At 69.0% G+C, this 25,214-nt stretch carries 29 protein-coding genes; 14 read left to right on the plus strand and 15 right to left on the minus strand.

Going from position 1 to position 25,214, the window contains the following annotated elements; genetic code table 11:
- Positions 1 to 337: 337 nt before the first annotated feature.
- Entirely contained in the window at positions 338 to 895 is a 558-nt protein-coding gene (locus tag EAO77_RS07175) for a DUF2269 family protein (RefSeq protein ID WP_147987215.1), read from the plus strand.
- 4 nt (positions 896 to 899) lie between these two features.
- Positions 900 to 1,754, plus strand: a complete 855-nt coding sequence (locus EAO77_RS07180) for a GNAT family N-acetyltransferase (protein ID WP_147987216.1) — start codon at positions 900 to 902, stop codon at positions 1,752 to 1,754.
- Positions 1,755 to 1,827: 73 nt separating this feature from the next.
- On the opposite strand, the gene EAO77_RS07185 is transcribed toward EAO77_RS07180, so the two are convergent.
- Positions 1,828 to 3,036 carry an MFS transporter gene (locus EAO77_RS07185; protein ID WP_147987217.1) on the minus strand — a complete coding sequence of 403 codons (1,209 nt, stop codon included), beginning with the start codon at positions 3,034 to 3,036 and terminating at the stop codon, positions 1,828 to 1,830.
- Between the two features lie 147 nt (positions 3,037 to 3,183).
- On the opposite strand from EAO77_RS07185, the gene EAO77_RS07190 reads away from it, so the two are divergent.
- Both EAO77_RS07190 and EAO77_RS07195 read left to right on the plus strand, forming a co-directional pair.
- Positions 3,184 to 3,642, plus strand: a complete 459-nt coding sequence (locus tag EAO77_RS07190; protein ID WP_147987218.1) for a MarR family winged helix-turn-helix transcriptional regulator — start codon at positions 3,184 to 3,186, stop codon at positions 3,640 to 3,642.
- Positions 3,643 to 3,652: 10 nt separating this feature from the next.
- A complete protein-coding gene (locus EAO77_RS07195; protein WP_147987219.1) occupies positions 3,653 to 4,105 on the plus strand; it encodes a GNAT family N-acetyltransferase in 453 nt (150 codons plus the stop codon).
- 81 nt (positions 4,106 to 4,186) lie between these two features.
- On the opposite strand, the gene EAO77_RS07200 is transcribed toward EAO77_RS07195, so the two are convergent.
- Complete coding sequence (locus tag EAO77_RS07200) at positions 4,187 to 5,563, minus strand: serine hydrolase domain-containing protein (protein ID WP_147987220.1); 1,377 nt, start codon at positions 5,561 to 5,563, stop codon at positions 4,187 to 4,189.
- 242 nt (positions 5,564 to 5,805) lie between these two features.
- On the opposite strand from EAO77_RS07200, the gene EAO77_RS07205 reads away from it, so the two are divergent.
- Positions 5,806 to 6,369 carry a dihydrofolate reductase family protein gene (locus tag EAO77_RS07205; protein ID WP_147987221.1) on the plus strand — a complete coding sequence of 188 codons (564 nt, stop codon included), beginning with the start codon at positions 5,806 to 5,808 and terminating at the stop codon, positions 6,367 to 6,369.
- A gap of 194 nt (positions 6,370 to 6,563) precedes the next feature.
- On the opposite strand, the gene EAO77_RS07210 is transcribed toward EAO77_RS07205, so the two are convergent.
- Both EAO77_RS07210 and EAO77_RS07215 read right to left on the minus strand, forming a co-directional pair.
- A complete protein-coding gene (locus EAO77_RS07210) occupies positions 6,564 to 7,166 on the minus strand; it encodes a gamma carbonic anhydrase family protein (protein WP_147987222.1) in 603 nt (200 codons plus the stop codon).
- 51 nt (positions 7,167 to 7,217) lie between these two features.
- Positions 7,218 to 7,955, minus strand: a complete 738-nt coding sequence (locus tag EAO77_RS07215) for an SCO6745 family protein (RefSeq protein ID WP_147987223.1) — start codon at positions 7,953 to 7,955, stop codon at positions 7,218 to 7,220.
- A gap of 79 nt (positions 7,956 to 8,034) precedes the next feature.
- On the opposite strand from EAO77_RS07215, the gene EAO77_RS07220 reads away from it, so the two are divergent.
- Together EAO77_RS07220 and EAO77_RS07225 are read left to right on the plus strand one after the other, a co-directional pair.
- Complete coding sequence (locus tag EAO77_RS07220; RefSeq protein WP_147987224.1) at positions 8,035 to 8,976, plus strand: LysR family transcriptional regulator; 942 nt, start codon at positions 8,035 to 8,037, stop codon at positions 8,974 to 8,976.
- Between the two features lie 319 nt (positions 8,977 to 9,295).
- Positions 9,296 to 10,006 (plus strand): hypothetical protein, encoded by a 711-nt coding sequence (locus EAO77_RS07225; protein ID WP_147987225.1) that lies wholly within the window; start codon positions 9,296 to 9,298, stop codon positions 10,004 to 10,006.
- A gap of 543 nt (positions 10,007 to 10,549) precedes the next feature.
- On the opposite strand, the gene EAO77_RS07230 is transcribed toward EAO77_RS07225, so the two are convergent.
- From EAO77_RS07230 to EAO77_RS07245, 4 genes are all read right to left on the minus strand, one after another.
- Entirely contained in the window at positions 10,550 to 10,981 is a 432-nt protein-coding gene (locus EAO77_RS07230) for a DUF5958 family protein (RefSeq protein ID WP_147987226.1), read from the minus strand.
- A gap of 126 nt (positions 10,982 to 11,107) precedes the next feature.
- Positions 11,108 to 11,512 (minus strand): hypothetical protein, encoded by a 405-nt coding sequence (locus EAO77_RS07235; protein ID WP_147987227.1) that lies wholly within the window; start codon positions 11,510 to 11,512, stop codon positions 11,108 to 11,110.
- 39 nt (positions 11,513 to 11,551) lie between these two features.
- Positions 11,552 to 11,854 (minus strand): hypothetical protein, encoded by a 303-nt coding sequence (locus EAO77_RS07240; RefSeq protein ID WP_147989007.1) that lies wholly within the window; start codon positions 11,852 to 11,854, stop codon positions 11,552 to 11,554.
- Positions 11,855 to 11,912: 58 nt separating this feature from the next.
- Positions 11,913 to 12,248, minus strand: coding sequence for a hypothetical protein (locus EAO77_RS07245; protein WP_079047037.1), 336 nt, complete (start codon positions 12,246 to 12,248; stop codon positions 11,913 to 11,915).
- Positions 12,249 to 12,448: 200 nt separating this feature from the next.
- On the opposite strand from EAO77_RS07245, the gene EAO77_RS07250 reads away from it, so the two are divergent.
- The 3 genes from EAO77_RS07250 (at position 12,449) to EAO77_RS07260 (ending at position 14,812) form a co-directional block, all read left to right on the plus strand.
- Entirely contained in the window at positions 12,449 to 13,690 is a 1,242-nt protein-coding gene (locus EAO77_RS07250; protein ID WP_147987228.1) for a hypothetical protein, read from the plus strand.
- 325 nt (positions 13,691 to 14,015) lie between these two features.
- Complete coding sequence (locus EAO77_RS07255) at positions 14,016 to 14,414, plus strand: hypothetical protein (RefSeq protein ID WP_055592324.1); 399 nt, start codon at positions 14,016 to 14,018, stop codon at positions 14,412 to 14,414.
- The gene (locus tag EAO77_RS07260; RefSeq protein ID WP_315986082.1) at positions 14,411 to 14,812 is read left to right on the plus strand and encodes a hypothetical protein; all 402 of its coding nucleotides are present in this window, start codon (positions 14,411 to 14,413) and stop codon (positions 14,810 to 14,812) included. The genes EAO77_RS07255 and EAO77_RS07260 overlap by 4 nt, the downstream gene beginning before the upstream one ends.
- Positions 14,813 to 14,824: 12 nt before the next feature.
- Here EAO77_RS07260 and EAO77_RS07265 read toward each other — a convergent pair whose 3' ends face one another.
- Together EAO77_RS07265 and dnaB are read right to left on the minus strand one after the other, a co-directional pair.
- Positions 14,825 to 15,211 carry a LysR family transcriptional regulator gene (locus tag EAO77_RS07265; RefSeq protein WP_315986083.1) on the minus strand — a complete coding sequence of 129 codons (387 nt, stop codon included), beginning with the start codon at positions 15,209 to 15,211 and terminating at the stop codon, positions 14,825 to 14,827.
- A 122-nt stretch (positions 15,212 to 15,333) separates the two neighbouring features.
- Positions 15,334 to 16,794, minus strand: coding sequence for a replicative DNA helicase (gene dnaB, locus EAO77_RS07270; protein WP_187283253.1), 1,461 nt, complete (start codon positions 16,792 to 16,794; stop codon positions 15,334 to 15,336).
- 442 nt (positions 16,795 to 17,236) lie between these two features.
- Between dnaB and EAO77_RS07280 the strand changes: the two genes are divergently transcribed.
- On the plus strand, positions 17,237 to 18,574 hold the full coding sequence (locus tag EAO77_RS07280; protein WP_147987230.1) for an MATE family efflux transporter: 1,338 nt from the start codon (positions 17,237 to 17,239) through the stop codon (positions 18,572 to 18,574).
- Between the two features lie 140 nt (positions 18,575 to 18,714).
- On the opposite strand, the gene rplI is transcribed toward EAO77_RS07280, so the two are convergent.
- The 4 genes from rplI to rpsF all read right to left on the minus strand — a co-directional run bounded on the left by rplI (position 18,715) and on the right by rpsF (position 20,413).
- Entirely contained in the window at positions 18,715 to 19,161 is a 447-nt protein-coding gene (gene rplI, locus EAO77_RS07285) for a 50S ribosomal protein L9 (RefSeq protein WP_147987231.1), read from the minus strand.
- Between the two features lie 18 nt (positions 19,162 to 19,179).
- A complete protein-coding gene (gene rpsR, locus EAO77_RS07290) occupies positions 19,180 to 19,416 on the minus strand; it encodes a 30S ribosomal protein S18 (RefSeq protein ID WP_005315025.1) in 237 nt (78 codons plus the stop codon).
- A 42-nt stretch (positions 19,417 to 19,458) separates the two neighbouring features.
- Positions 19,459 to 20,049 (minus strand): single-stranded DNA-binding protein, encoded by a 591-nt coding sequence (locus tag EAO77_RS07295; RefSeq protein WP_147987232.1) that lies wholly within the window; start codon positions 20,047 to 20,049, stop codon positions 19,459 to 19,461.
- Positions 20,050 to 20,122: 73 nt separating this feature from the next.
- A complete protein-coding gene (rpsF, locus tag EAO77_RS07300) occupies positions 20,123 to 20,413 on the minus strand; it encodes a 30S ribosomal protein S6 (RefSeq protein ID WP_004950685.1) in 291 nt (96 codons plus the stop codon).
- 271 nt (positions 20,414 to 20,684) lie between these two features.
- On the opposite strand from rpsF, the gene EAO77_RS07305 reads away from it, so the two are divergent.
- The 3 genes from EAO77_RS07305 to EAO77_RS07315 all read left to right on the plus strand — a co-directional run bounded on the left by EAO77_RS07305 (position 20,685) and on the right by EAO77_RS07315 (position 23,542).
- Positions 20,685 to 21,002, plus strand: a complete 318-nt coding sequence (locus tag EAO77_RS07305) for a hypothetical protein (RefSeq protein WP_147987233.1) — start codon at positions 20,685 to 20,687, stop codon at positions 21,000 to 21,002.
- Positions 21,003 to 21,291: 289 nt separating this feature from the next.
- Positions 21,292 to 22,410, plus strand: coding sequence for a lipid II:glycine glycyltransferase FemX (locus EAO77_RS07310; RefSeq protein WP_147987234.1), 1,119 nt, complete (start codon positions 21,292 to 21,294; stop codon positions 22,408 to 22,410).
- Between the two features lie 100 nt (positions 22,411 to 22,510).
- Entirely contained in the window at positions 22,511 to 23,542 is a 1,032-nt protein-coding gene (locus EAO77_RS07315) for an alanine racemase (RefSeq protein WP_147987235.1), read from the plus strand.
- A 92-nt stretch (positions 23,543 to 23,634) separates the two neighbouring features.
- Here the strand turns inward: EAO77_RS07315 and EAO77_RS07320 are convergent, their stop codons facing one another.
- Positions 23,635 to 25,191, minus strand: coding sequence for a glycosyltransferase family 87 protein (locus EAO77_RS07320; RefSeq protein ID WP_147987236.1), 1,557 nt, complete (start codon positions 25,189 to 25,191; stop codon positions 23,635 to 23,637).
- Positions 25,192 to 25,214 lie beyond the last annotated feature (23 nt).

Below are 25,214 nucleotides of genomic sequence, written 5' to 3' on the forward strand. Positions count from 1 at the left end.
TCGCAGCATGTCAGGCGCCCCATGGTCAGGGGAGGAAGTCGGGAAAGTCCGGGCAGCCGAATCCGATTCCCTCCTCAGCTCGTGCCACCGCGTCGCCGTGCTGCCCGCAGGGATCTCCGCGCCCACATGGAACCACCGGGGCCGACGCGCCCGTCCAGCCTCAACCCGGTTTCTGCACACGGCCGGTCCTCGATCTTCACGTTCACCGTGCCCGCGCAGCCGCCCCCCGGCCCCCCCTCCCCCCGGGGACGGCTCCACGCATACGCCGCAGCTCGTACGCAGGGATACTCCCGTCGTCAGACGCGCCCGCCGGGACCCGCCCGGCAGGGTGTTTCACGTGAAACATCTCCAGCACCCCGCCCGCCGGGGAGTCCTCGCCATCCATGTCACCGCGTCCGCCGGCTGGCTCGGGCTCACCCTCGGCCTGCTCGCCCTGGCGCTCACCGCCCTCTCCTCCGGGAGCCCCTCCGCCGCCGAGGCCTCCTACCGGTCCATGAAGGTCTTCACGGACTGGCTGGTACTGCCGATCGCCCTCGTCACCCTGCTCAGCGGTCTGGTGCTCTCCCTCGGCACCCCGTGGGGCCTGGCACGCCACCGATGGGTCGTCGCCAAGTTCTGGCTCACCCTGGCCACCACCGTCGCCTCGGTCGTGCTGCTGCGGCCGGGCGTCGACCGCGCCGCGGCGGCCGCCGTGTCGGGGCTGCCGGTGCCGGAACCCCGCGACCTGGTGATGGGCCCGGCGGTCTCCCTCGCGGCCTATGTCTTCATGACGGTCGTCTCCCTCCTCAAGCCCTGGGGCCCCACCCGGCGCGGCCGTCGGCTGCGGAGCGCGTCACGCCGGACGCCCGGTTCCCGGAAAGGGGTGGACGCGCGATCGGTGCGTCGGACAGCCTGACCCCATGTCGACTCCGCTCCCCGAACTCCCCATCCGGCGCCTGACCCGCGAGGACGTCGTCGCCTGCGCCGACCTCTCCGAAAACCGCGGCTGGCCACGCGAAGACCACAAATGGGGGCTCCTGCTCACCGCGGGCACCGGATACGGGATCGACGACCCCGACGGCAAGGGCCTCATGGCCGCCTCCGTCCTGACCTCGTACGGCACCGGACTCGCGGCCATCGGCATGGTGCTCGTCGCCGAGCGCCACGCCCGGCGCGGGGTGGGCCGCCGCCTGATGCACCATGTGCTCGCCGAAGCCGGTGACACCCCCGTCACCCTGCACGCGACGCCCAACGGACAGCCGCTCTACGAGGAACTGGGCTTCGCCACCGTGGGCAGGGCGGAGATGGTCAAGGGCCACTTCACGGGGACAGAACCGGTCCCGGCAGTGGCGACCCGGCCGGCGACCGCCGATGACATGGCCGCCGTCACCCGGCTGGACGCCGAGGTCTTCGGCGTCGACCGTACGCACATGATCACCCGGCTGCCCGCCTTCGCCGACCGGATCCGGGTGGCCGAGGAGGACGGCGAGCTCACGGGCTACGCGGCGGCCTGGCCGAACATGGCCACGCAGGTCATCGGCCCTCTCATCGCCCGCGACACGCGAACGGCCCAGGCACTGGTCGCCTCACTCGCCGCACAGACCGACCGGCCGCTGCGCACGGACATCGACGTCCGGCACGAGGAGTTGCTCTCCTGGCTGAGGAGGCAGGGGCTGGAGACGATCACGTTCAACGCGGTGATGACCCGTGCCACACCCGCCCTGCCCGGCGACTGGACGCGCCGGTTCGCACCCCTGACGGTGGCTGCCGGCTGACGCCACGACGACGGAGGCCTTGCCGCGGGGCGCTGTCCCCCGCGGCAAGGCCTTGGTCGTTCCCGGTGGGCGCTCAGTGCGCGACCGGCAGCCCCTCGCGTTCCGGGACGCGGAGGGCGGGTGCCGTCCCGCGCCGGTCGGCCCTGCGCTCCAGGGCCGCGGAGAGGACGGCGAGCGCGAGTGCCGAGGCGGCGAGCAGGGCGCCGACCCAGTTGGGAGCGGTCAGTCCGAACCCGGCCGAGATGACCAGTCCGCCCAGCCAGGCCGCGAGCGCATTGCCGAGGTTGAAGGCTCCGATGTTGACGGCGGAGGCCAGCGTGGGCGCCCCCTTGGCCTGGTCCAGGACCCGCTTCTGCAGCGGCGGCACGGTGGCGAAGCCGAGGGCGCCGATCAGCACGATGGAGATCGCGGCGGGGACCTTGTGGTGCGCGGTGACCGTGAACAGCGCCAGCACCAGGGCCAGGGCCCCGAGGGTGACGTAGAGCAGGGGCATGAGGTGCCGGTCGGCGTAGCGGCCGCCCAGGAGGTTGCCGCCGACCATGCCGAGACCGAAGAGGACCAGCAGCCAGGTGACCGAGGAGTCGGCGAACCCGGCGGTCCCGGTCATCATCGGGGCGATGTAGGTGATCGCGGCGAACACCCCGCCGAAACCGAGCACGGTCATCGCCATGGCGAGCAGCACCTGGGTGTTCGTGAAGGCCGCCGCTTCGTCACGCAGCCGTACGCCCTGGGGCCGGGGCATGTCGGGGACGAGCTTGGCCACACCGGCCAGACCCACGACACCGAGCACGGCGACGACGGCGAACGTGGTCCGCCAGCCGATCGACTGACCGATGAAGGTGCCGCCGGGGACCCCTACGACATTGGCGACGGTCAGCCCGGTGAACATCATCGCGATCGCACCCGCCTTCTTGTGCGGGGCGACGAGCTCGGCGGCGACGACCGATCCGATGCCGAAGAAGGCGCCATGGGCGAGGGAGGCCACGATCCGGCCGGCGAGCATCGCTCCGAAGGACGGAGCCACGGCCGAGAGCAGGTTGCCGACGACGAACAGGCCCATCAGCAGCATCAGCATCCGCTTCCGGGAGACCTCGGTGCCGAGCGCGGTCATCAGTGGAGCCCCGGCGACCACGCCCAGGGCGTAGCCGGTCACCAGCAGTCCGGAGGTGGGGATCGACACTCCGAAGTCGGCGGCCACCTCCGGGAGCAGGCCTATGATCACGAATTCGGTGGTGCCGATGCCGAAGGCTCCGACCGCAAGAGCCAGTAGCGCGAGAGGCATGGGTTGGCCCCTTCCAGGGTTGCTTGAGCGCTTTACAGGCGTTCACAATAATTGCAGACGCCGACTAATTGCAAGCGCGGGCTATTGCGGCCGTCGTCTATCCTGGCAAGGACTGGTGGCGAGCCGCCCGGCACCGAGGAGAGACACATGACTGCGACCGATCCCGCACTCACCGCCCTCGCCCAGGGGTGGTGCGCCCTCTCCCTGCTGCACGGCAGGATCGAGTCCCACATCGAACGGGCCCTGGAGGCGGGGCACGGACTGAGCATGCGGGAGTACTCCCTCCTCGACGTCCTGAGCCGCCAGCACAGCGGTCCCGGCGGACACCTCCAGATGAAGCAGGTCGCCGACGCGGTCGTGCTCAGTCAGAGCGCCACCACCCGGCTGGTCTCCCGCCTGGAGGACCGCGGCCTCCTCTCCCGGTATCTCTGCGACACCGACCGCCGGGGCATCTACACGGACGTCACCGAGAGCGGCCTGGCGCTGCTGGCCGAGGCCCGCCCGACCAACGACACCGCCCTGCGCGAGGCCCTCGACGAGGCGGCGAAGAACCCGGAACTCGCCCCGCTCGTCAGGGCCGTCGAGGAGCTGAGGGTCCCCGCGTAGTCTGCGGATCATGAGTGATCTGCTGATACGCGCCGCCGGCCCCGATGACCTCCCGGCGATCGTGGCCATGCTTGCCGACGACCCTCTCGGCGCACAGCGGGAGTCCCCCGGCGACCTTGCCCCGTACCGGGCAGCGTTCGAGCGGCTGGCCCGCGAACCCCATCAGCACCAGACGGTCGCCGTTCGGGACGGCCGGGTCGTCGGCACACTGCAACTGACCGTGATTCCCGGGCTGTCGCGGCGCGGAGCCACCCGTTCGGTCATCGAGGCCGTCCGGGTGCACCAGGACGAGCGCGGCAGCGGACTGGGTACGCAGCTGATCCAGTGGGCCATCGAGGAGTCCCGGCGCTTGGGCTGCAGCCTGGTCCAGCTGACTTCCGACGTGCAGCGGTCCGACGCACACCGTTTCTACGAGCGGCTCGGCTTCACTCCGTCCCATGTGGGCTTCAAGCTCCCCCTCTGACGCCCGGGGCGGGACCGGAGACATCGGCACACGCAACAGGGCCGGCGGGAGAGCCGGCCCTGTTTCACGTGGAACAACGCCTCAGAGTCCGCGCCATCCCGCCTCGTCCACCCCGCCCGGCACGGCCTCCGAGGGCCCGTACGGCTCACGGGTGAAGACGAAGGACCCCAGGTCGAGATGGCTCACCGACCCGTCGGCCCGCCGCACCACCGACAGGGTCTCCCCCGCGTAGTAGCCGTCCATGCCGGTCCACCGGCCCTCGCCCACCGCGACGAAGCGCGACTTCCGGCCCCCGCCCCGGAGCATCTCCAGCTCCACCCCGCCGTCCGCGGCGAGACGCAGCCCGTAGGCGTAGGTCCCCCAGTACCAGGGGCCCGTCAGCTCCAGCAGTTCCGGGTCCACCGCGGGAAGCGGCCGCCACGGCTGAGGGATCCTGGGCTCGGCATCGCCGACGATGCGCACCAGATCGGCCGCCGTGGTGCCGGGGGCCGGCCCGGAGGTGGCATTGGTGAGCGCCACCGCGGCAACGCCGTCCTCCACACTCACCCAGAGCCCCGCGAGGAAGCCGGGCAGCGAACCGCCGTGACCGATCAGCGTCCGCCCCTCGCTCCGGACGATCTGCACGCCCAGGCCGTAGGTGCTGATCCAGTCCCCCGTCTCGGCGGGAACGGAGGGCGTCCGCATCTCCCGCACGGAAGCGGCACCGAGCACCCGGTCGTCCCCCTCGGCGAGGAACCAGCCGAAGCGGCAGAGATCCTCGACGGTCGACCACAGCTGGCCCGCGGGAGCCATCAGCCCCAGATCCTCGGAAGGTTCGGGCAGCATCACATCCGCCCAGGGGTGGACGGCCCAGCCTCCGGCATGCGGCGCACTCGGCCGGACGCCCGTACGGGTCAGCCCCAGCGGATCGAGGATCTCCCGTTGCAGTGCCTCCTCCCACGACACTCCCCGCACGGCCTCCACCAGCGAGCCCAGCACGGTGTAGCCCGGGTTGGAGTAGTGGTGCCGGCGCCCCGGCGGGTGCATACGCGCCCCCTGGCCGAGCACATCGGCGAGTTCGGGGCGCAGGGTCCCCGGTGTCCGCTCCCACCAAGGAGCGGGGGACTCGGCGCTCAAGCCGGCGCTGTGGCCCAGCAGTTGGGCGACGGTCACCTCGCCGACCCCGGTGCCGGGCAGATGCTTCTCCAGCGGATCGCCCAGATCGAGCAGGCCCTCGTCGCGCAGGCGCATCACCAGGACGGCGGTGAAGGTCTTGGTGATCGACCCGATGCGGTACTGCGTACCGGGTTCAGGAGCGTGCCCCTCGACACAGCTGCGGGATCCCGTCCATACGATCTCCCCGTCCCTGAGCACCGCGGCCACAAAGGACGGGGTCCGCCCCTCCGACTGGGCGACGGCGATGCGATGCAGCAGCGCCCTGCGCGTACTGGGGAGGAGTTCTTCCGGCGATGAGGTCATAGGGCAGGTCTACCTGCGGCCGCCCCGGCACGTCGAACGCTTTACGCCACACGGTGATGCGAGCTCCACGACCCCGAAATGCCGCTCCCCCGGCCGGTCTTCGGCCCAGACCGCCGGCGCGTGCGACGGCGGGGTCTCGCCGCCGAGCACGAGGACTGCCGGCGGTCCCGGCTCGCGCGCCGATGAGTTTCCCCCGCCGTGCCGGTCCGTACGCGTGAGACCGACTCACGAAAGGCTGCGCCATGCGGAAACTGATCTACGGCATGAACCTGAGCCTGGACGGCTACATCGCCGCGCCCGGCGACGACATCGGCTGGGGCGTGCCGAGCGACGAGCTGTTCCAGTTCTGGTCCGACCAGTTGCAGGCGACCGACCTGACGCTGTACGGGCGCAAGCTGTGGCGGACGATGAGCTCCCACTGGCCGACCGGCGACCAGCAGCCCGGCGCCACCCCGGCGGAGATCGCGTTCGCGCGCCGGTGGCGGGACATGCCGAAGGTGGTGTTCTCCTCGACGATCGACACGGTCGACTGGAACACCCGCCTGGTCACCGGCGACGCGGTCGCCGAGATCACCCGGCTCAAGGCCGAGGACGGCGGCCCGATGGACATCGGCGGCGCGACGCTCGCCGGCGCGGCCATGCGGGCCGGGCTGATCGACCAGTACGTGCTGGCCACCGCGCCGGTCCTGGTGGGCGGCGGCACACCGTTCTTCACCGCGCTGGACAACTGGGTAAACCTGAACCTGGTGGAGACGCGGACGCTTCCCGGCGGTGTGGTCCTCACCAGGTACGAGACGAGGCGCTGACGCCCGTCCCGGGGACGACCGCCCGAGGGGTGCCGGTTCTCGCCGCTCGTGGCACAGGTCGCGCTCGCCGACCAGCACTCTTCCGCTGTCCCGGGTCGATGGCACAGCCGCTCGGTCTCACGAACGTGGCACTTCCTCGTGGTGTCCGCTCACCGAGTGGCCCCCAACCCTGGACCCACACGCTCCAAGCGGGCTCAGATCTCATGATCATCCCTGTGGCGACCGAGGCTGCGGCCGAAGCGTTCGGAGATGGCCGGCATCAGGCTCTGGCCTTCGCCGGGCCGGTCCAGGCCGAAGACGTAGCCGGGGAAGTCGAGCTCCTTCTGCACTTCCCAGATCCCATTGTGGTCCTCCGGCGGGAGGATGCGCGCCGGGTCGCCGACGGCGACCCAGCCGATCGGCACCGTCGAGTCGGCGGGCAGGACCGTGCGCAGGTGCACGACGCCGTTGATCCGTACCTCGGAGCGGGTCCCGATCCGTGCTCCGTTGAAAACGCGGCTGCCGGTGGCCAGGAAGACCTCGTCCTCGACCCGGCAGCCGGTCAGGTAGGAGGTGGGGCCCACCAGGACCTGTCGCCCCAGGACCAGCGGATCCCGTCGGGTGCCGCGCAGAACCGCGTTCTCCATCACGATGCAGCCTTCGCCCAGCTCCACCGGCCCGCCCTCGGCGGTGAGCACCGCACCGAACAGCACCCGGCACCCGGCCCCCACGCGGACGTCCCCGCACAGCGTGGCGTTCGGAGCGACGTAGGCCGTGGGGTGGACGGAGGGCGAACGGCCCTCATGAGTGAGAAGCATGGCCGCGATGAACCGTCCTTTCGTATGCCTGCCGGTTTCCATGACGTACCGTCATGAGGTCGGGGTGCTGGTCAACGCGTCGACCAGCTGGGCGAACTCGACACGTTGCCGGACGGTCAGCGTGGCATAGAGCGGCGCCTGCAGCTCGTCCGTGAGCCGCTCGGCGCGCTGCCACTGGGGGATCAGGGCCGCAGCGGCCGGGCCCGGCTCGCGCCAGCCGTAGTGGGCCGCCTTCTCGACGCCGAGGTGGACGACCATCGCCTCCCGGGCGCTCAGCCCACACAGGCGTACCGCCGCCAGATGGCAGGCACCGCGGTGTTCCCGCAGGACGTGGATGCGCTGCATCGCTGCCCCGACCGGGTCGTCGCTGGGCACGGGCTGCGCGCGCCAGCCTGCGAACAGCGGCAGCGCGTCGGCGTCGGCGGCATCGATCAGCCGCTGGGCCAGGCAGTTGAAGTGCTCCACATCGGCATCGGCAGGGATGTGGGCGCGCCCCCACGTCCGCACAGCCTCTGCGTAGCAGGCGACGGCCCCTTCCGCCGGCATCACGGGCCTGCCGACACGCCAACCGGTGGCTACGAGATCGGGGCCGAGGAATCCCTGCACCGCCTGGACCACAGCGGCCGGTGCCTCGCCGAGCACCCCGAACCGGCCGCGGCAGTAGAAGCCACGCCCGGGAGCGAATCCGGCGTGCAGGCCGATGGTGGCGGTCGCCTCGTCGGACATGAACTCGTCGCCGAAGTCGTGGACCCGCCTGGCCACGGCGGCGATGCAGTCGAAGATCTCCATGCGCAGAAGGTCGCCCACCTCGACACCGCAGGTCAAGGGGATGTTTTCTGAGGAAACCCTTTAGCTAATCTATCGAGTCATGCTCGATATCCGTCGTCTGCACATGCTCAGGACCGTCGCTGCCCGCGGCTCCATCACCGCGGCCGCCCAGTCCCTCGAGCTGTCCGCCGGTGCCGTGTCCCAGCAGCTCACCGCACTGAGACACGACGTCGGGGTCGATCTCCTGCGCCCCGACGGACGAACCGTCGCGCTCACGGAGGCGGGCCGCGTCCTCCTCGAACACGCCGACCGGATCCTCGCCGCCATGGAGGAAGCCGAGTGCGCCGTCGCGGCGGTCAAGGGCACGGTCGGCGCCACCGCCACGCTCGCCGCGCTGCCGTCGACCGTCGCCAGGATCGTGGCCCCCGCCCTCAGCGCGCTGCGCGCGGATCATCCGCAGCTCGCCGTCACCTGCCTCATCACCGACCAGGCACAGCTGCGCGAACTCACACTCGGCACCGTCGACGTGGTGCTGGGGCAGCACTACCACCACCTGCCGGAGACCACGCCCCGGAGCATCGCGGTCTCCCCACTGCTCGACGACCCGCTACTCGTCGTCACCGCCACCGACGGATCCGGCGAAAGGCCCGTCGGCCTGCGCGACCTGGCCACGCACCACCTCGTCCTGCCGCCGGCGACCACGGACTGCGGACAGGCCGTCCTGCACGCCTGCCGACAGGCCGGCTTCACCCCCACGACCCGCTACGTCACCGCCGACATCGCCGCCCAGCTCGCCCTCGCCCGGTCCGGCCTCGCCACCGCGCTCGTCCCCCAGACGGCCATCGATCCGGCCACGCCAGGAATCCGCACAGCCCCCATCGAGGACCACCCGATCCAACGCCTCCTGTTCGCCGCGACCCGCCACACCGAAACGACCAACCCGACGACCGCGGCCGTCATCGCGGCACTTCGCACAGCGGCGCGGCAGGACCGCCCCGCGCACCTCCCGCGCCAGCCTGAGAAACAGGACCGCGAGCAGTGAGCGGACGGGGCCAGGTCACCCGCCTTCGCGTCCTTGGCATCCGCTCTGAGGACCACGGCGCCGGCGCGGCATCCGCGACGGTGCCGGCCTCGAGCGGAGTCACCCCACGGGCAGGGCGTTCGCCCTGCTGTCCGGTCCGATTCGAGTTGGCAGCTGGTGGGTCGCTGACCTGTGAGGTTGCCAGGTGGTTCGAGAATGACGCCGGGCGCTGTTCTCAGACGAGTCGGCTTCCGTGGAAGAGGGCGCGCTCCGGGCCGCCTCCCCGGAACGCCGGATACTCGTTCGGTCGCTTGTCAGTGAGGGCATGCAGAATGCGTCCATGAGTCGCGACTACCGGCCCGGTGACGTGCTGTTGCTGGAGTGCCCGTTCACTGAGACCGCCGTCACCGAGGTCACCCGTTACTACGCGTCCGTGCGGTGGCCGTGGTTGGAGGTGGACCCGCAGGCCGAGAACATCAGGTGGAACGGCCAGAGGGCGCTTCCGACGCCAGCGGCTCGCGAGTGGGAGCTCTTCCGAACGGAACCGGCGGAGACCGCACTGAAGCCGGGCGATACCTGCCGGGTGGGAATCCCCGCGACCGTGGTGCACGTCCAGGCGGTTCATCGCTTCGATCCGCCCCTGGTCACCGGCATGCTGCCGCGGCCCGCGTCCTACGTCGAGGTTCTGCGGCAGGGTGAGACCCATGATCCTGACCTTGAGGACCAGGGCTACGCGATCGATCCGGCCGGCGGTGAACCGATACGCATCGAGCTGTTCTTCCGTCCGTACGCCTTCCTCGAACCGGGTGATGAGGTTGCCGACCGGAACGGGCGCGCCTGGCGGTTCGATGCGGCCTGGGACTGGCATCCCTTCGACGGTGAGCAGTCGGGCACTCCGGCCTGGCCGCTGGCGCTGCTCTCCCGCCGTGGTGAGCCGACACCGAAGGAAGCCGTGGAGGTTGCCCGGGCGACGGCGGTCGGCAGCCATGCGGACGAACTGGAGCGCTGGAGCGGACTCACTCTCGCGCGACCAGCCGCCCATCAGCAGTAGCCTCGCGGGACCGGACAAGAGCAGATGGTAAGCGCTGCCAGCAGTCAAGATCACCCGGATGCCGTTCGTTCACTTCACTTGCCGCGTGAAATGGTGAGAATCCGACAACGCGGATGAGACCGAGTGAGAATCTGCCAGCTGGGCTGCGACAGGACACCCGCGAATCTCAGATGGATGGCACAAGTGCCGAAGCGGTGCCATCGCGGCTGAGACTGTGCCGCGAATCCTGAGACCCTGCAAGGCGACTGTAGGTTCTCACTTTCGGTGTCATGTGCCGACGCTATGACCTGGAGGTTCCCCTCCCGGCTCACGACGTGTCGGCAGGCGGCTGTCTCAGATCGGTGTCATTTCCTCAGACTGTCCAGCCGGCTGCCCCGGACCTCATGAGCCTGTGATGAGGCTCGTTGTTTTCCCCACCCGGTGCTCAGAGGTTCCCCAGGCCTGCTCACACTTCTCCCCACCCGCAGCGCGTGGACCTGCGGACGGATGTCACTCGGAGGGGCCGTTCGATAACCAGCCCAGCCCGAGCTGGAACGGCCGATGCTATGGATGCTCGGTCGCCGCCGGCAGGTTGTGCCATGCATGTCCGCAGGCGCCTTTGCAGTACCTCTCGCGGCGGCGAGTGTCAGCAACGGCGAACACGGAAACGAGGACGCGGAACGCCTTGACGTATTCGGCGGAGGGCAGGCCCGTGAACCCGTAGCGGGGCGGGTCCATGCAGATCATGACCGAGGGATTAGCCGTGGGCTTCACACCAGACCGCGCCACCCCCGCACGGCCGTCCGCAGCCGTAATGTGCGCCTGCATCGCATAGCCAGCGACTTCCTGAAGAACCATCTGCTGGCGTGTCGGGGCGAGGTCGGAGAACCAGCTCACCCCAGCGTTCAACGTGCGGAGCCCTTGGGCGATCTCGTTGGCGACCCGCTCGATCTCGCGCCGGAACGTGCGGCCGTCGTCGCTGCTGGGTTCAGTCATCGCTGGATGATTTCATGACGCTGATTCCGGGCGAGGGCTAGCACCAGCACCGACAAAGCACGAGCGACCCCGGCCATCGTTGCCTCCAGCAATCAAGCGGGGGGCGAAGAGCAGCACTGGCCGATTTCACAGATCCTCATCACCTGCATCGACGGCCGTCCGTTCCATCCACTCACGCACCTTCACGGCTTGCTCGATGCGGTTGACGATGTCCTTCTTGGATGCCGTGTCCAAGGTCGCTGGGATCTTGTCGAAGGTGTCGGGGAGGACGTCGAGGAGACCCCAGACCTGTTCGCCGGTGCTGACCGTCAGCAGTTGCTGGCACCTCCACTGCAGCGGCGTGTCGGGGCGGTGCGTGAGCCGCTGCACGAGCGTCGGGAACAGGTAGTGCGTCGCCTCCGCGGCGAGGTGCTCTCGGAGCCAGTCGACCGGGAGCCGCTGGCTGAAGCCATGCATGGCGGCCTCCTGGGCCAGGTCCAGGAGCTGAGCGGTGTCGACCGCTCGGACGGTGCGGGGAAGGGTCGGGGCCATGCCCCGATGATGCCAAGAAGCCTCCGCGGGGCCGAGCAGTCAGCCGGGCCGGGATGCAATCTGGAAACGGGCAGCCCCCCAGACTTCCTCGAACTCCTCGAAGGTGAGTTGTTCGGGGTCATGGCCTTCCCATTCTGAGATGGGCAGCTCGGCGGTGATCCCGAACCTGCTGTCGTACTCGTCGAGGCGGCCTGCGTCGCGGGCCCGCTGCCACTCGGCGAGGGAGGCAGCTGCGATCGGGGTCAGCTCAGGCCCTTCGAGTTCGACCTGCCGGATCACCCAGCCTTCGGCGTCGACCTCGAAGTAGAACCAGGTGTCTTCCTCGTCCCAGTAGCAGCGCATCCAGGTGGTCACCAGGCCATGATGACGGGCCAGGTGCACCGCGCTGCTCCGCTTCGCCTCATGACTGGGCGATGAATCCTGCGGATCGATCGAGCTGGAAAGGAGAACCGACCCGGGTGGGATCCCAGCCCTGATCCCGTGCCGCTCGAATGCCGGCAGCAACGTGTGCTGGGCGAATGGGCTCCGTCTCGACGCCCACCCAGTTGCTGGGGTGGGCCTGGCCGCTGGTGACGATCAAGGTCGTGCCCGGCCGGCTGCCGCCGGCCGCTTCGACCGCGTAGGTCATCGGTGTCCAGCAGAGTCCCTGCATGTAGGAGGGCTTCCTGCGGATCCGCCAGCGGTACTCGATTCCGTCAACGGTTATGCGCCGGGAACCCTTCTTGTTCAGCGCCATCTTCGCCTCCTCCGCTGTTGGACTGTGCTGTGTCGCCGCGGTCGCGAAAAGCAGGTTGCACGCGAACGTACCGAACGTTATCGCCGACGAGCACCTTCGGGACTACGGATGGGTTGATCAGCCCATAAGTTGGTGTCAGTGCCGAGCGGCCCGGCGCATCGCACCCGCCCCGGGTGCACTCACCGCGATCGGAGAGCACCGTGAAGAACAGGACGTTGTGGCGTGTAGTTGACAACGAGAGTGGTAGCCAGTCCATCGTCAGCACGCCCTCCGAGGCGGTCGCGTTCGTCAACAGCCGGTTCGACACCGATGACGACGACGAGCCGTTCAGCGTCACCGAGGTCGGTCCTCTCCTTCCGAAGCCGCTCGGGGTCATCACCGCATGGGCCGCCGAGAAGGACGGCGAGCGAACCGACGGGCGTACTGCCCCGATCACCATCAGGCCGGTTGTGACGGACAACGCCAGCGAGTGCGATGACGTCGTGCTCTGGGGCGACGTGTACGTCTCCTGGGACCACGACATGTACACCGTCGAGGGGCCGGACGGCTCCGAGTACAGCGAGGCTTACAGCGCAACCGAGTTGAGTGCGATCCTTGACGTGTACGCCGACGACTATGAGTACGCGCCTGAAGGGCCCGACAGCCACAGGTGGCCGAAACCGGAAGAGTTGATCACCTACGGCGCCCAGGAGTGTGCCAAGCGGTTCGGGCACCTCGACGACGACGCCCTGCTGTGGCTCGCTGCCACCCGCATCACGCTCGCCGTGTGGCGCAACACACCCGTCGAGAACTGGCATGCCGGGAAGAGTCCGCTGCACGACGGCACGATGATGCGGATCAACACGGCAACCACCCGACTCGTGCGCTCGATGCTGTCGTTCGACCGTGTCGACTGGATCGGTCTCGGTCTCGCGATCGTCAACCCGTCCCGGGTTCTACCGACAGGGCAGTCCGTACTCGAGCTCGGGCTGGCCTGCCACAACCCTGACGACCCGGCGCACGAGGTTGATCCGCGAGATGAACTCGCGGAGATGGCGCAGGTCGCGATCTCATGGGGGCGAAGGTACTGCCTTCACGAGAAGGAGTTCGGCCTGCGAACCCTGATCGAATCCTTCTGTGCGTCCGACAACGGCTGGTTTGGAGCACCGAGTTGGGGGCGCATCGTCGATCGGTTCCTTACGGCTGTCGACGACCGGGAGAATGCGCACTGGGGCATATACCAGGACAAGCCTTGGTTCAACGAGTGGTTCACCAACCGGCCGGCCGACATTGCGGATACCACAGAATTTCGTCGGCTGCTCCTTGCCGGGCCCGACCTGCTTTCCGAGGAGGCCGCCGAATGGTGCGTGGATGGTGCCATCGGCTACGTCTGCCAGGACGACCACGCGAACGACTGCTGGCGGTGCGGTATCCCGCTGGCAACGGAATCCCCCAACGAGTGAAGGTGTGCACCAGCATAGAAAGGCAGCAATCCACTGACCGCACTCTCTCCCGCCTACTCGGCGGCCTCCCCTGCTTGGGGAGCCAGTCGCGGCTCCACTGACTGGAGATGTGCGGGCGCTTCTGACGGATCTGTGGCAGCAACGCTAGCCCGGCTGCCCGCTGGTCGGCCACAAGCTCCGTGAGCCCTACAGGAGTGTCTGGGTCCGCTTCCACACTCCGTCGGGTCTTTGACATCAGTATCACCGGCCTGCTGGTTTCTTGATAACCACGGCTTCCACGACACGGAGGTCGAGCAGGTCGCCGGACCTCCGGGATCATGACGCCATGCAACTCCGATACTTCAATCAGACCGGATGGACCGCCATCTTCAATGGCACTGAGACCGAGATCGGTCGCATGGTGCGCGTGGAGGGATGGGATCCCGCAACCGGGACAGCCTTGGTGGTCGACCCGCAACGAGGGGCACTGCGCCAGGTCACGGACTACGTGGACTTCTCCCACTTGGAGCGGGCCGATCAGGTGGTCGCCGCGATACCCGGTGGGGGATGGCGGGCACACTGGACGGATGAAGGGCCGGGTGGATCACCTCTCACGGAGCAGGTGCTGGCCTGGTTGATCACTTCGCAGGGCCGGGCGACTGCCATCACAGTCGATGCTCAGGGGCATGTGGAGGACGCCGACAGCGCCGACGCCTTCATACCGCCGGGTGAGGAACTTCAGTGACGGCGTCGATGCCGCAACAGGCGGGCCCGGCGTCCGAGGGTCGGGCTTCTGATGCCGACTGGGAGGCTCCCTACTACCGGGTTCGGGCCGCCGGCTTCCAGGTGCTCTTCCTCGTGGAACCGGACGAGGCGATCGAAGAGGTCTGCAACGTCGATGCCGAGGTTCATCTTGCCGACGGGTCGCGCTGGAGTTCCACGATCTTCACTCTCGCCGAGGTGGATCGGCTCATGCGGAGCTGGGAGGCGAGCGGAGAGGCGGTCTCCGGGCAGTGCTTCTTCTGCGCGGACGGGCTGATCGTGCGGAATCCCGGCATCGGCAGCATGATGCGCGTGATTGCCGGGCTCGTGGCCTCCGGCGAGTTGGACGGGGTGTTCCGACGCATTGCCGACCCGGAATGATCATGCCGCATCTCAGGGCATCGTGTTGTCCTGCATCTTTCGAATGGCCTTGAGCACCTTCTTCCCCAGGGGAGTGAGCGTCATGGGCCTACCTCGTTCCGCCCGGACCAGGAGTGGTCCACCGAGTTCTCGTTCGACCCGGTTGATCTGTGCGACGAGGGTGAACGTGTTGAGGCCGAGGCCGCTCGCTGCGGCACCGAGGCTGGGGTAGGGAGATGCAGCCGCGAATCGGCTCAACCGTTCGCTGGCCCCCTGGCCGCCGAGTGCCGGCCGAAGGATGCTTGGTGCTCGGCTGGCCTGGTCGATTGCCCGAAGTACCTGGCTGTGACTGGACCCTCCGCGTGGTCGCAGCGGAACGTCGTGGGTCTTGGCCCAGCGGGCCATGTTCGCGGTGCTCATGCCAGCTTCTCGGGCGAGGTCCAACAGCGTCCGGCGGCGGTGGACGTACTGCTCGATGAGCCGTCAGATGCCATTGCGACTGAGAAAATGACACGGAATTTGAGAACCCACAAGGCGACGGATCAGGTCTGCGCCATGTCGACGAACCGCGAGTAGTGCCCCTGGAAGGCCACGGTGATCGTGGCCGTCGGGCCGTTTCGGTGCTTGCCCACGATGATGTCCGCCTCGCCCGCGCGCGGCGATTCCTTCTCGTACGCGTCCTCGCGGTGCAGCAGGATCACCATGTCGGCGTCCTGCTCGATGGAGCCGGACTCACGCAGGTCGGACACCATGGGCTTCTTGTCGGTGCGCTGCTCGGGCCCTCGGTTCAGCTGCGAGAGCGCGATCACGGGGACTTCCAGCTCCTTGGCCAGCAGCTTGAGGTTACGGGACATGTCCGAGACCTCCTGCTGGCGGCTCTCGGCGCGCTTGGACCCACCGGACTGCATCAGCTGCAGGTAGTCGATGATCACGAGCTTGATGTCGTTGCGCTGCTTGAGGCGGCGGCACTTGGCCCGGATCTCCATCATCGACAGGTTGGGGGAGTCGTCGATGTAGAGGGGCGCGGACGACACCTCGGGCATCCGGCGGGCCAGGCGCGTCCAGTCCTCGTCCGTCATCGTGCCGGACCGCATGTGGTGCAGGGCGACGCGGGCCTCGGCGGACAGCAGACGCATGGCGATCTCGTTGCGGCCCATTTCGAGGGAGAAGATGACGCTCGGCAGGTTGTGCTTGATCGACGCCGCGCGGGCGAAGTCCAGTGCGAGCGTCGACTTGCCCATCGCGGGACGTGCGGCGATGACGATCATCTGGCCGGGGTGGAGCCCGTTGGTGAGGGAGTCGAAGTCGGTGAAGCCGGTGGGGACACCGGTCATCTCACCGCTGCGGGAGCCGATCGCCTCGATCTCGTCGAGGGCCCCCTCCATGATGTCGCCCAGCGCCAGATAGTCCTCGCTGGTGCGCTGCTCGGTCACGGCGTAGATCTCGGCCTGCGCCGAGTTCACGATCTCGTCGACGTCGCCGTCGGCGGCGTATCCCATCTGCGTGATCTTGGTGCCGGCCTCGACCAGGCGGCGCAGCACGGCACGCTCGTGAACGATCTCCGCGTAGTACGAGGCGTTCGCCGCCGTCGGGACGGACTGCACCAGGGTGTGGAGATACGGCGCACCGCCGACCCGGGTGATCTCGCCGCGCTTGACCAGTTCGGCGGCGACGGTGATGGGGTCGGCGGGCTCGCCCTTGGCGTAGAGGTCGAGGATCGCCGTGTAGACCGTCTCGTGGGCCGGCCGGTAGAAGTCGTGGCCCTTGATGATCTCGACGACGTCCGCGATGGCGTCCTTCGAGAGCAGCATGCCGCCGAGGACGGACTGTTCGGCGTCCAGGTCCTGGGGGGGCACCCGTTCGAAGCTCGGAGCGCTGTCCCAGCCGCTGCCGTCCCTCCCTCGGTCGTGCCTGTCCTCACGGCCACCACGGCCCTCGCTGCCGCGCCGACGGGAGGCAGGGAGGCGGTCGCCGGGGCTGTCCGCCGCCCACGGATCGTCCAGAGGCTCGGAGATGCTCACCCGTGCCACCTCCTCCCGTCCGCTCAGCGGACCTCTGTCGTGGCACTCTTTCTACGGCACGACACTGACAAATCGACTCGCTCGATGCCGCTGCGGCGCGTCGGGCGACGGTTCACGGTAGGCCCCCGGAAGGCCTCAGCCAATCTCGTTATCCACAGGCTGTGTGGATGAACGACCAGATGCTGTGGAGAACTCTCCGCATCCTGTGCACGGACCGGGGGACAGCACTGTGGACAACATCGGAGATCACCCAAGAAACACCGGATGACCTGCACCGTTGCCGTCCACCGGCTGTGGGGGAGAAAAACTTTCCCGCTCGGGCCAAGATCAGAACAAACGGGCCCGGAAGGCGCTCGCCCACCGACGACTTGTAAGGGATGCAAGACAATTGCGTCTCTTACCTGTGGAAGATTAGATTGACCGTATGACTCAGGCCCCCGCGACCGTCCGCGCCCATCGGCGCCGGCATGACCGAGAGATCATCGCCCTGGCCGTTCCGGCCTTCGGCGCCCTCGTCGCCGAGCCCCTCTTCGTGATGGTCGACAGCGCCGTCGTCGGCCATCTCGGCACCCCTCAGCTCGCCGGCCTCGGGGTCGCCGCGGCACTTCTGATGACCGCCGTCAGTGTCTTCGTCTTCCTGGCCTACGCCACCACGGCGGCCGTGGCGCGACGCGTCGGTGCGGGCGACCTCCGGGCGGCGATCCGCCAGGGCATGGACGGCATCTGGCTGGCGCTCCTCCTCGGCGCTGCCGTGGTCGCCGTGACCCTGCCCGCCGCTCCCTGGCTCGTGGACGTCTTCGGAGCCTCGGAGACCGCGGCCCCCCACGCCATCACCTATCTGCGCATCTCCAGCCTCGGCATCCCCGCCATGCTGATCGTGCTCGCCGCCACCGGCGTGCTGCGCGGCCTCCAGGACACCCGCACACCGCTCTACGTGGCGGTCGGCGGCTTCGCCGCCAATGCCGCCCTCAACGTCGGACTCGTCTACGGGGCGGACCTCGGTATCGCGGGATCCGCATGGGGCACCGTGATAGCCCAGTGCGGGATGGCGGCCGCCTATCTCTTCGTGGTCATCCGCGGCGCACGCACCCACGGAGCCCCCCTGCGCCCCCACGCGGCGGGCATCCGGGCCAGCGCCCAGGCCGGCGTACCGCTGCTGGTACGCACCCTCTCCCTGCGCGCGGTCCTGATGATCGCCACCGCCGTGGCCGCCCGCCTGGGCGACACCGACATCGCGGCCCACCAGATCGCACTCTCCCTGTGGAGCCTGCTCGCCTTCGCCCTGGACGCCATCGCCATCGCCGGACAGGCGATCATCGGACGCTATCTGGGGGCCGGGGACTCGGAGGGAGCCCGCCAGGTGTGTCGCCGCATGGTCCAGTGGGGCATCGTCTCGGGCTTCGTCCTCGGCCTTCTCGTGGTCCTGGCCCGCCCCCTGTTCATCCCCTTGTTCACCGGGGACCAGGCGGTGAAGGACACCCTGCTGCCCGCTCTGCTGGTGATCGCCGTCTCCCAGCCGATCGCCGGGGTGGTCTTCGTCCTCGACGGCGTGCTCATGGGTGCGGGGGACGGCCCGTATCTCGCCTGGGCGATGCTCCTCACCCTGGCGGCCTTCGCGCCCGTCGCCCTGCTGATACCGGTGTTCGGCGGCGGGCTCACGGCGCTCTGGTGGGCCATGACCCTGATGATGACCGTACGTCTGGTGACGCTGTGGTGGCGGGCTCGATCGGGCCGGTGGATCGTGACAGGCGCGACCCGCTGACCGCCCCCGGCAAGCTTCACGACACGATCCTCCGCCCGGTTTCACGTGAAACATGCGGGTAGGACGTTTCACGTGAAACGTACGCGAAAGGGCCGCACCCTCGGGGTGCGGCCCTTCCTCTGCTCAGTCGATCACGCTGCTCAGGCGGCGACGACCTCGACACCGAGCTGCGCGGCGACCTCGGGGTGCAGACGCACGGACACCTGGTGCGAGCCCAGGGTCTTGATCGGCGCACCGAGCTCGACACGACGCTTGTCGACCTCCGGACCACCGGCAGCCTTGATCGCCGAGGCGATGTCGGCCGGGGTGACGGAACCGAACAGGCGGCCCGCGTCGTCGGAGCGAACGGCCAGGCGCACCTTCACGGCCTCGAGCTGACCCCGGATGGAGTTCGCCTGCTCGATGGTCGCGATCTCGTGGATCTTGCGGGCGCGGCGGATCTGCGCCACGTCCTTCTCGCCGCCCTTGGTCCAGCGGATCGCGAAACCACGCGGGACCAGGTAGTTGCGAGCGTAGCCGTCCTTGACGTCGACGACGTCGCCGGCGGCACCGAGGCCAGAGACCTCATGGGTGAGGATGATCTTCATGTCTAGGTCACCCTTCCCTTATCGCGCGGTGGACGTGTAGGGCAGCAGCGCCATCTCACGGCTGTTCTTGACGGCCGTGGCGACGTCACGCTGGTGCTGCGTGCAGTTGCCGGTCACGCGACGGGCACGGATCTTGCCGCGGTCGGAAATGAACTTCCGCAGCATGTTCGTGTCCTTGTAGTCCACGTACGCGGTCTTGTCCTTGCAGAACGCGCAGACCTTCTTCTTAGGCTTGCGCACAGGCGGCTTCGCCATGGTGTTTCTCCTGTGTGATCAAGAAGTGGGGTACGAGCTGCCCTAGAAGGGCGGCTCGTCCGAGTAGCCGCCGCCGGAACCCCCGGAGCTTCCGCCCCAGCCGCCCCCGCCGCCCTGCTGGCCACCGCCGGCCGGCGCGCTGGTGGCCCAGGGGTCGTCGGCGGGTGCACCGCCGCCGCCCTGCTGGCCGCCGCCACCGGGGCCGCCGCCCCAGTTGCCGCCGCCGCCACCCTGCTGACCGCCGCCGTATCCGCCCTGGCCGCCGCGACCCGTGGTCTTGGTGACCTTGGCCGTGGCGTTCTTCAGGCTGGGGCCGACTTCCTCGACGTCCAGCTCGAAGACCGTCCGCTTGACGCCCTCGCGGTCGTCGTACGACCGCTGCTTCAGACGGCCCTGCACGACGACGCGCATGCCCTTCTGAAGCGACTCGGCGACGTTCTCCGCCGCCTGCCGCCAGACCGAGCAGGTGAGGAACAGGCTCTCGCCGTCCTTCCACTCGTTGGTCTGCCGGTCGAAGGTGCGGGGAGTGGACGCGACGCGGAACTTCGCGACCGCCGCACCGGACGGGGTGAAGCGCAGCTCGGGGTCGTCGACGAGATTGCCGACGACCGTGATGACGGTCTCGCCTGCCATGGGTGAACCTCTCGGCGGGATTGCTTCTGGCTGCTTGCTGCTACTCGAACCCGATGACCTCTGAGCGGAAAGCTCAGTGGGTCTCGGGACGGAGGACCTTGGTCCGGAGGACCGACTCGTTCAGGTTCATCTGGCGGTCGAGCTCCTTGACGACCGCAGGCTCGGCCTGCAGGTCGATGACCGAGTAGATGCCCTCGGGCTTCTTCTTGATCTCGTAAGCGAGACGACGACGGCCCCAGGTGTCGACCTTCTCCACCTTTCCGTTGCCCTCACGGACGACGGAGAGGAAGTTCTCGATCAGCGGGGAGACAGCGCGCTCCTCGAGATCGGGGTCGAGGATGACCATCACCTCGTAGTGACGCATGTGGAACCCACCTCCTTTGGACTCAGCGGCCACGGTCGTTCCGTGGCAGGAGGGTCGTGATGCGTACGCAACGGTATCCGCGGCCACTGACAATCCCCGCGTGTTCGCGATCGATCGTGTCCTGGCCAGGGCAGACACCGGTGCAGACCGTACAGCCTACCCGCAGACCGGCTTCCGGTTGAAATCCGGTGCCAGATGGCCGCAATCTGTACACATCGGGTGCGCGCGGCGCTACGATGCGCCGCCTTCCGGCACAGGCAGGAGGTGCCCCATGGCACACGCAATGCGACGACAGGCCGCCCCCGCCGGTCTTCTCTCCACCGACGGCAGACCACATCCGCTGCAGGACTCCCTGATGGCGGCGACCCTGGTGCTCGGCGCCGTCGCCTTCATCACGGCGATGTTCCACCATCTGCATCTGCTCAGCTCATGGGCGGGTCTCCTCGGCATCCTGGCCGGGGCGTACGGGCAGTTCATCTCGGCCACCACCCGGGAGCGCTTCCTGCTGATCCTGGGACTCGGCGCATCGGCCGTGGGCTTCTACCTGGGCATGGCGCACGGCGGCCTGTTCGGCGGCCTCCTCGGCTGACCGGGGTCCGGCACGGAGCACCGCCCCGCCGCGACACGGTGCCGTCCCTCTGCTGACGGCACCGTGCGCCCGTCCCGGGGGCCCGCCGCACGGCCCGGCCCCCGGACAGCGCATCGGCGGCGAACCGCTGCGAAAGGCGGGGCGGGGCCGTGTGCGGCCGCTTCCGCCTCCGGACGGCGGCCCGCTCCTGCGCACAACCATTCGGGGCGGTTCCCGGGCGCAGTAGGCTTCGGCGCGAGAGCCGGAGCCCCTGAACCCATGGGGACACACCTGCCGAGGAGCGCCCCGCATGAGCCTGACCCTGAGGACCATCAGCCGTGAGCAGCATCTGGCATACATCCAGACACTGCCCTCGGCCAGTCACTGCCAGGTTCCGGCGTGGGCGGACGTGAAGACCGAGTGGCGCTCCGAGAACCTGGGCTGGTTCGACCGGAGCGGTGAGCTCGTCGGCGTCGGCCTGGTGCTCTACCGCCAGCTGCCCAAGATCAAGCGGTACCTCGCCTATCTTCCCGAGGGCCCGGTCATCAACTGGTACGCCCCCAACCTGGACGACTGGCTGCAGCCGATGCTGGCCCACCTCAAGAACCAGGGCGCCTTCTCCGTGAAGATGGGCCCGCCGGTCGTGATCCGGCGCTGGGACGCTCCCGCGATCAAGGCCGGCATCCAGGACCCCGACGTGAAGCGCCTGCGCGACGTCGAGGCGACCCACATCGAGCCGCGTGCCTTCGAGGTCGCGGACCGGCTGCGCAAGATGGGCTGGCAGCAGGGCGAGGACGGCGGCGCCGGCTTCGGCGACGTGCAGCCGCGCTACGTCTACCAGGTGCCCCTCGCGAACCGTTCGCTGGACGACGTCCTCAAGGGCTTCAACCAGCTGTGGCGACGCAACATCAAGAAGGCCGAGAAGGCCGGCGTCGAGGTCGTGCAGGGCCGCTACGAGGACCTCGCCGAGTGGCAGCGTCTCTACGAGATCACCGCCGAGCGCGACCGCTTCCGTCCGCGTCCGCTCTCCTACTTCCAGCGCATGTGGACCGTCCTCAACAACGAGGACCCCAACCGCATGCGGCTCTACTTCGCCCGGCACAACGGAGTGAACCTCTCCGCGGCCACCATGCTCGTCGTCGGCGGCCACGTCTGGTACTCCTACGGCGCCTCCGACAACATCGGCCGTGAGGTGCGGCCCTCCAACGCCATGCAGTGGCGCATGCTGCGCGACGCGTACGCGATGGGCGCCACGGTGTACGACCTGCGGGGCATCAGCGACTCGCTGGACGAGACGGACCACCTGTTCGGTCTCATCCAGTTCAAGGTCGGAACCGGCGGCGAGGCCGTGGAGTACGTGGGCGAGTGGGACTTCCCGCTCAACAAGCTGCTCCACAAGGCTCTCGACATCTACATGTCCCGCCGCTAGACCGCGGAACCCACTCGCCGGCCCCGAGCGGCCGGCGGGTCCGTAACCTCGTACACGTCCCCATTCACGCCGAAGTCACCAGAAAGGTCCCGGGCCTGTCATGGCGCTCTCCCTCTACGTAGACACCGCGCGCTGGCGGGCTCACCAGAAGTCGGTGATCGACCAGTTCCCCGGCCTCGTCCCGGTCTGCAAGGGCAACGGCTACGGCTTCGGCCACGAGCGGCTGTCCGAGGAGGCGGCCCGTTTCGGCTCCGACATGCTGGCCGTGGGCACGACCTACGAGGCGGCGCGGATCAAGGACTGGTTCGGCGGCGACCTGCTGGTGCTGACGCCGTTCCGGCGCGGTGAGGAGCCGGTGCCGCTGCCGGACCGGGTGATCCGCTCGGTCTCCTCGGTCGACGGTGTGCACGCCCTGGTCGGTGCGCGCGTGGTCATCGAGTGCATGAGCTCGATGAAGCGTCACGGCATCACCGAGCAGGAGCTCGGGCAGCTCCACGCCGCGATCGAGGACGTCCGCCTGGAGGGCTTCGCCCTCCACCTTCCGCTGGACCGCACCGACGGCTCGGACGCCGTCGAGGAGGTCATCGGCTGGATGGACCGGCTGCGCGCGGCCCGGCTGCCGCTGCACACGATGTTCGTCAGCCATCTGCGCGCCGAGGAGCAGGCACGGCTCCAGCAGCAGTTCCCGCAGACCCGCTTCCGCGCCCGGATCGGCACCCGGCTGTGGCTGGGCGACCACGAGGCGACCGAGTACCGCGGCGCGGTGCTCGACGTCACACGGGTCTCCAAGGGCGACCGCTTCGGCTACCGCCAGCAGAAGGCGGCATCGGACGGCTGGCTGGTCGTCGTGGCCGGCGGCACGTCGCACGGCGTGGGCCTGGAGGCGCCCAAGGCGCTGCACGGAGTGATGCCGCGTGCCAAGGGCGTGGCCCGGGCCGGTCTGGCGACCGTCAACCGCAATCTGTCGCCGTTCGTCTGGGCGGGCAAGCAGCGCTGGTTCGCCGAGCCGCCGCACATGCAGGTGTCCATCCTCTTCGTGCCCGCCGACGCCCAGGAGCCGAAGGTGGGCGACGAGCTGGTGGCCCACCTGCGCCACACCACCACGCAGTTCGACCGCCTGGTCGAGCGCTAGGACCTCTCCGTCGGATCCCGGCCGGCTCGCGCGCTCCGGCGCGCGAAGGGCCCCAGGACCTCCCGGGGGGCGTCCGGCGCCCCCCGGAGGTGTCACACGGTCGGCTGGGGCTCCTTCTCCGCGCCGGGGCCGGGCGGGCTGCCCCAGTCCACCCGCGGCCCCTCCACGGCCTTCGTCGCGTCCTGCTGCGGCCGCGCGGCGCGGCCCAGGACGAACACGTCCTCCGCACCGTCGAGCACCCCGCCCGAGGGGTCGTCGGTCCCGTCCGTCCGCACACCGTCGCGCTCCGGCTTCAGGATGTCCCTGACGATCACCGCGCACAGGTACAGCGTCCCGAGCAGGTGCAGCGCGATCGCCAGCTGGTAGCCCTCCGGCGGCAGCCCCTGGTGCTTCTCACTGGTGGTGTACGCGAGGTACATCCAGATCCCCAGGAAGTACATGACCTCGCACGCCTGCCACACGAGGAAGTCCCGCCAGCGGGGGCGCGCGAGCGCGGCGAGCGGGATCAGCCACAGCACGTACTGCGGCGAGTAGACCTTGTTGGTGAGGATGAACACCGCGACCAGCAGGAACGCCAGCTGGGCGAAACGGGGCCGCCGGGGCGCGGTGAGGGTGAGCACGCACAGGCCGATGAAAGCGGCGACCACCAGCACGATCGCCGTGTCGTTCACGGTCCGGACGTCGATCGGCTCACCGGTGCGCTGGGTGATGACCAGCCAGAACGAACCGAAGTCGATCTGCCGTTCCTGGCTGAACGTGTAGAACTTCTTCCATCCCTCGGGCGCGAGGAGCATGACCGGGAGATTGACCACCAGCCAGGCGCCCGCCGCCGCGAGGGAGGCCGTGAAGAACTCCCGCCACCTCCCCGCGCGCCAGCACAGCGGCAGCAGGGGGGCCAGCAGGAAGACGGGGTACAGCTTGGCCGCCGTCGCCAGACCGATCAGGATGCCGAAGGCCAGCACCCGTCCGCGGGACCACATCAGCATCGCCGCGGCGGTCAGCGCCACCGCGAACAGGTCCCAGTTGATGGTCGCGGTGAGCGCGAAGGCCGGGGCCAGGGCCACCAGCAGACCGTCCCAGGGGCGGTGGCGGTGCGTCCGGGCGGTGCAGACGGCGATGACCGCCGTACAGGCCATCAGCATGCCCGCGTTGACCAGCCAGTACAGCTGCTCCTGCTGCATGACGTCGGCGTCGGAGATGCCCAGCCAGAAGCCGATGTCGCTGATCCACGCGGCGACCTGCATGAACAGGCCGGTCAGCACGGGGTATTCGAGGTACTGCATGTCGCCGGGCAGCCGGTCGAAGTACGGGATCAGCCCTTCGGAGAAGCCCCGCCCCAGGTAGAGGTGGGGGATGTCCGAGTAGCAGGCATGGGTGTACTGCGAGCTGGTGCCGCGGAACCAGGCCCAGTTGTAGCAGGGCAGTTTCTGCACCATGCCCAGGGCGAACAGGCCGATCGCGGTGAGGGCCACGACGGCCACCGGGGTGAGCCTGCGGTTGCCGTCGGGCAGCGCTCGGCGCCCCGACGGGCCGCCGAGCAGTTCGCTGCCCGCCCTCGCGACGCTGTCGCGCAGGGTGGGGCGCACGTCGGGGCGTTCCCGCCGCGGGGACCGGTCCTCGTTCACGCTCGTCTCTTCTGCGCTGGGCATGCTGCACATCCTGCCGTAAGGGG

The sequence above is a fragment of the Streptomyces sp. T39 genome (assembly GCF_008042045.1).
Lineage (GTDB): Bacteria > Actinomycetota > Actinomycetes > Streptomycetales > Streptomycetaceae > Streptomyces.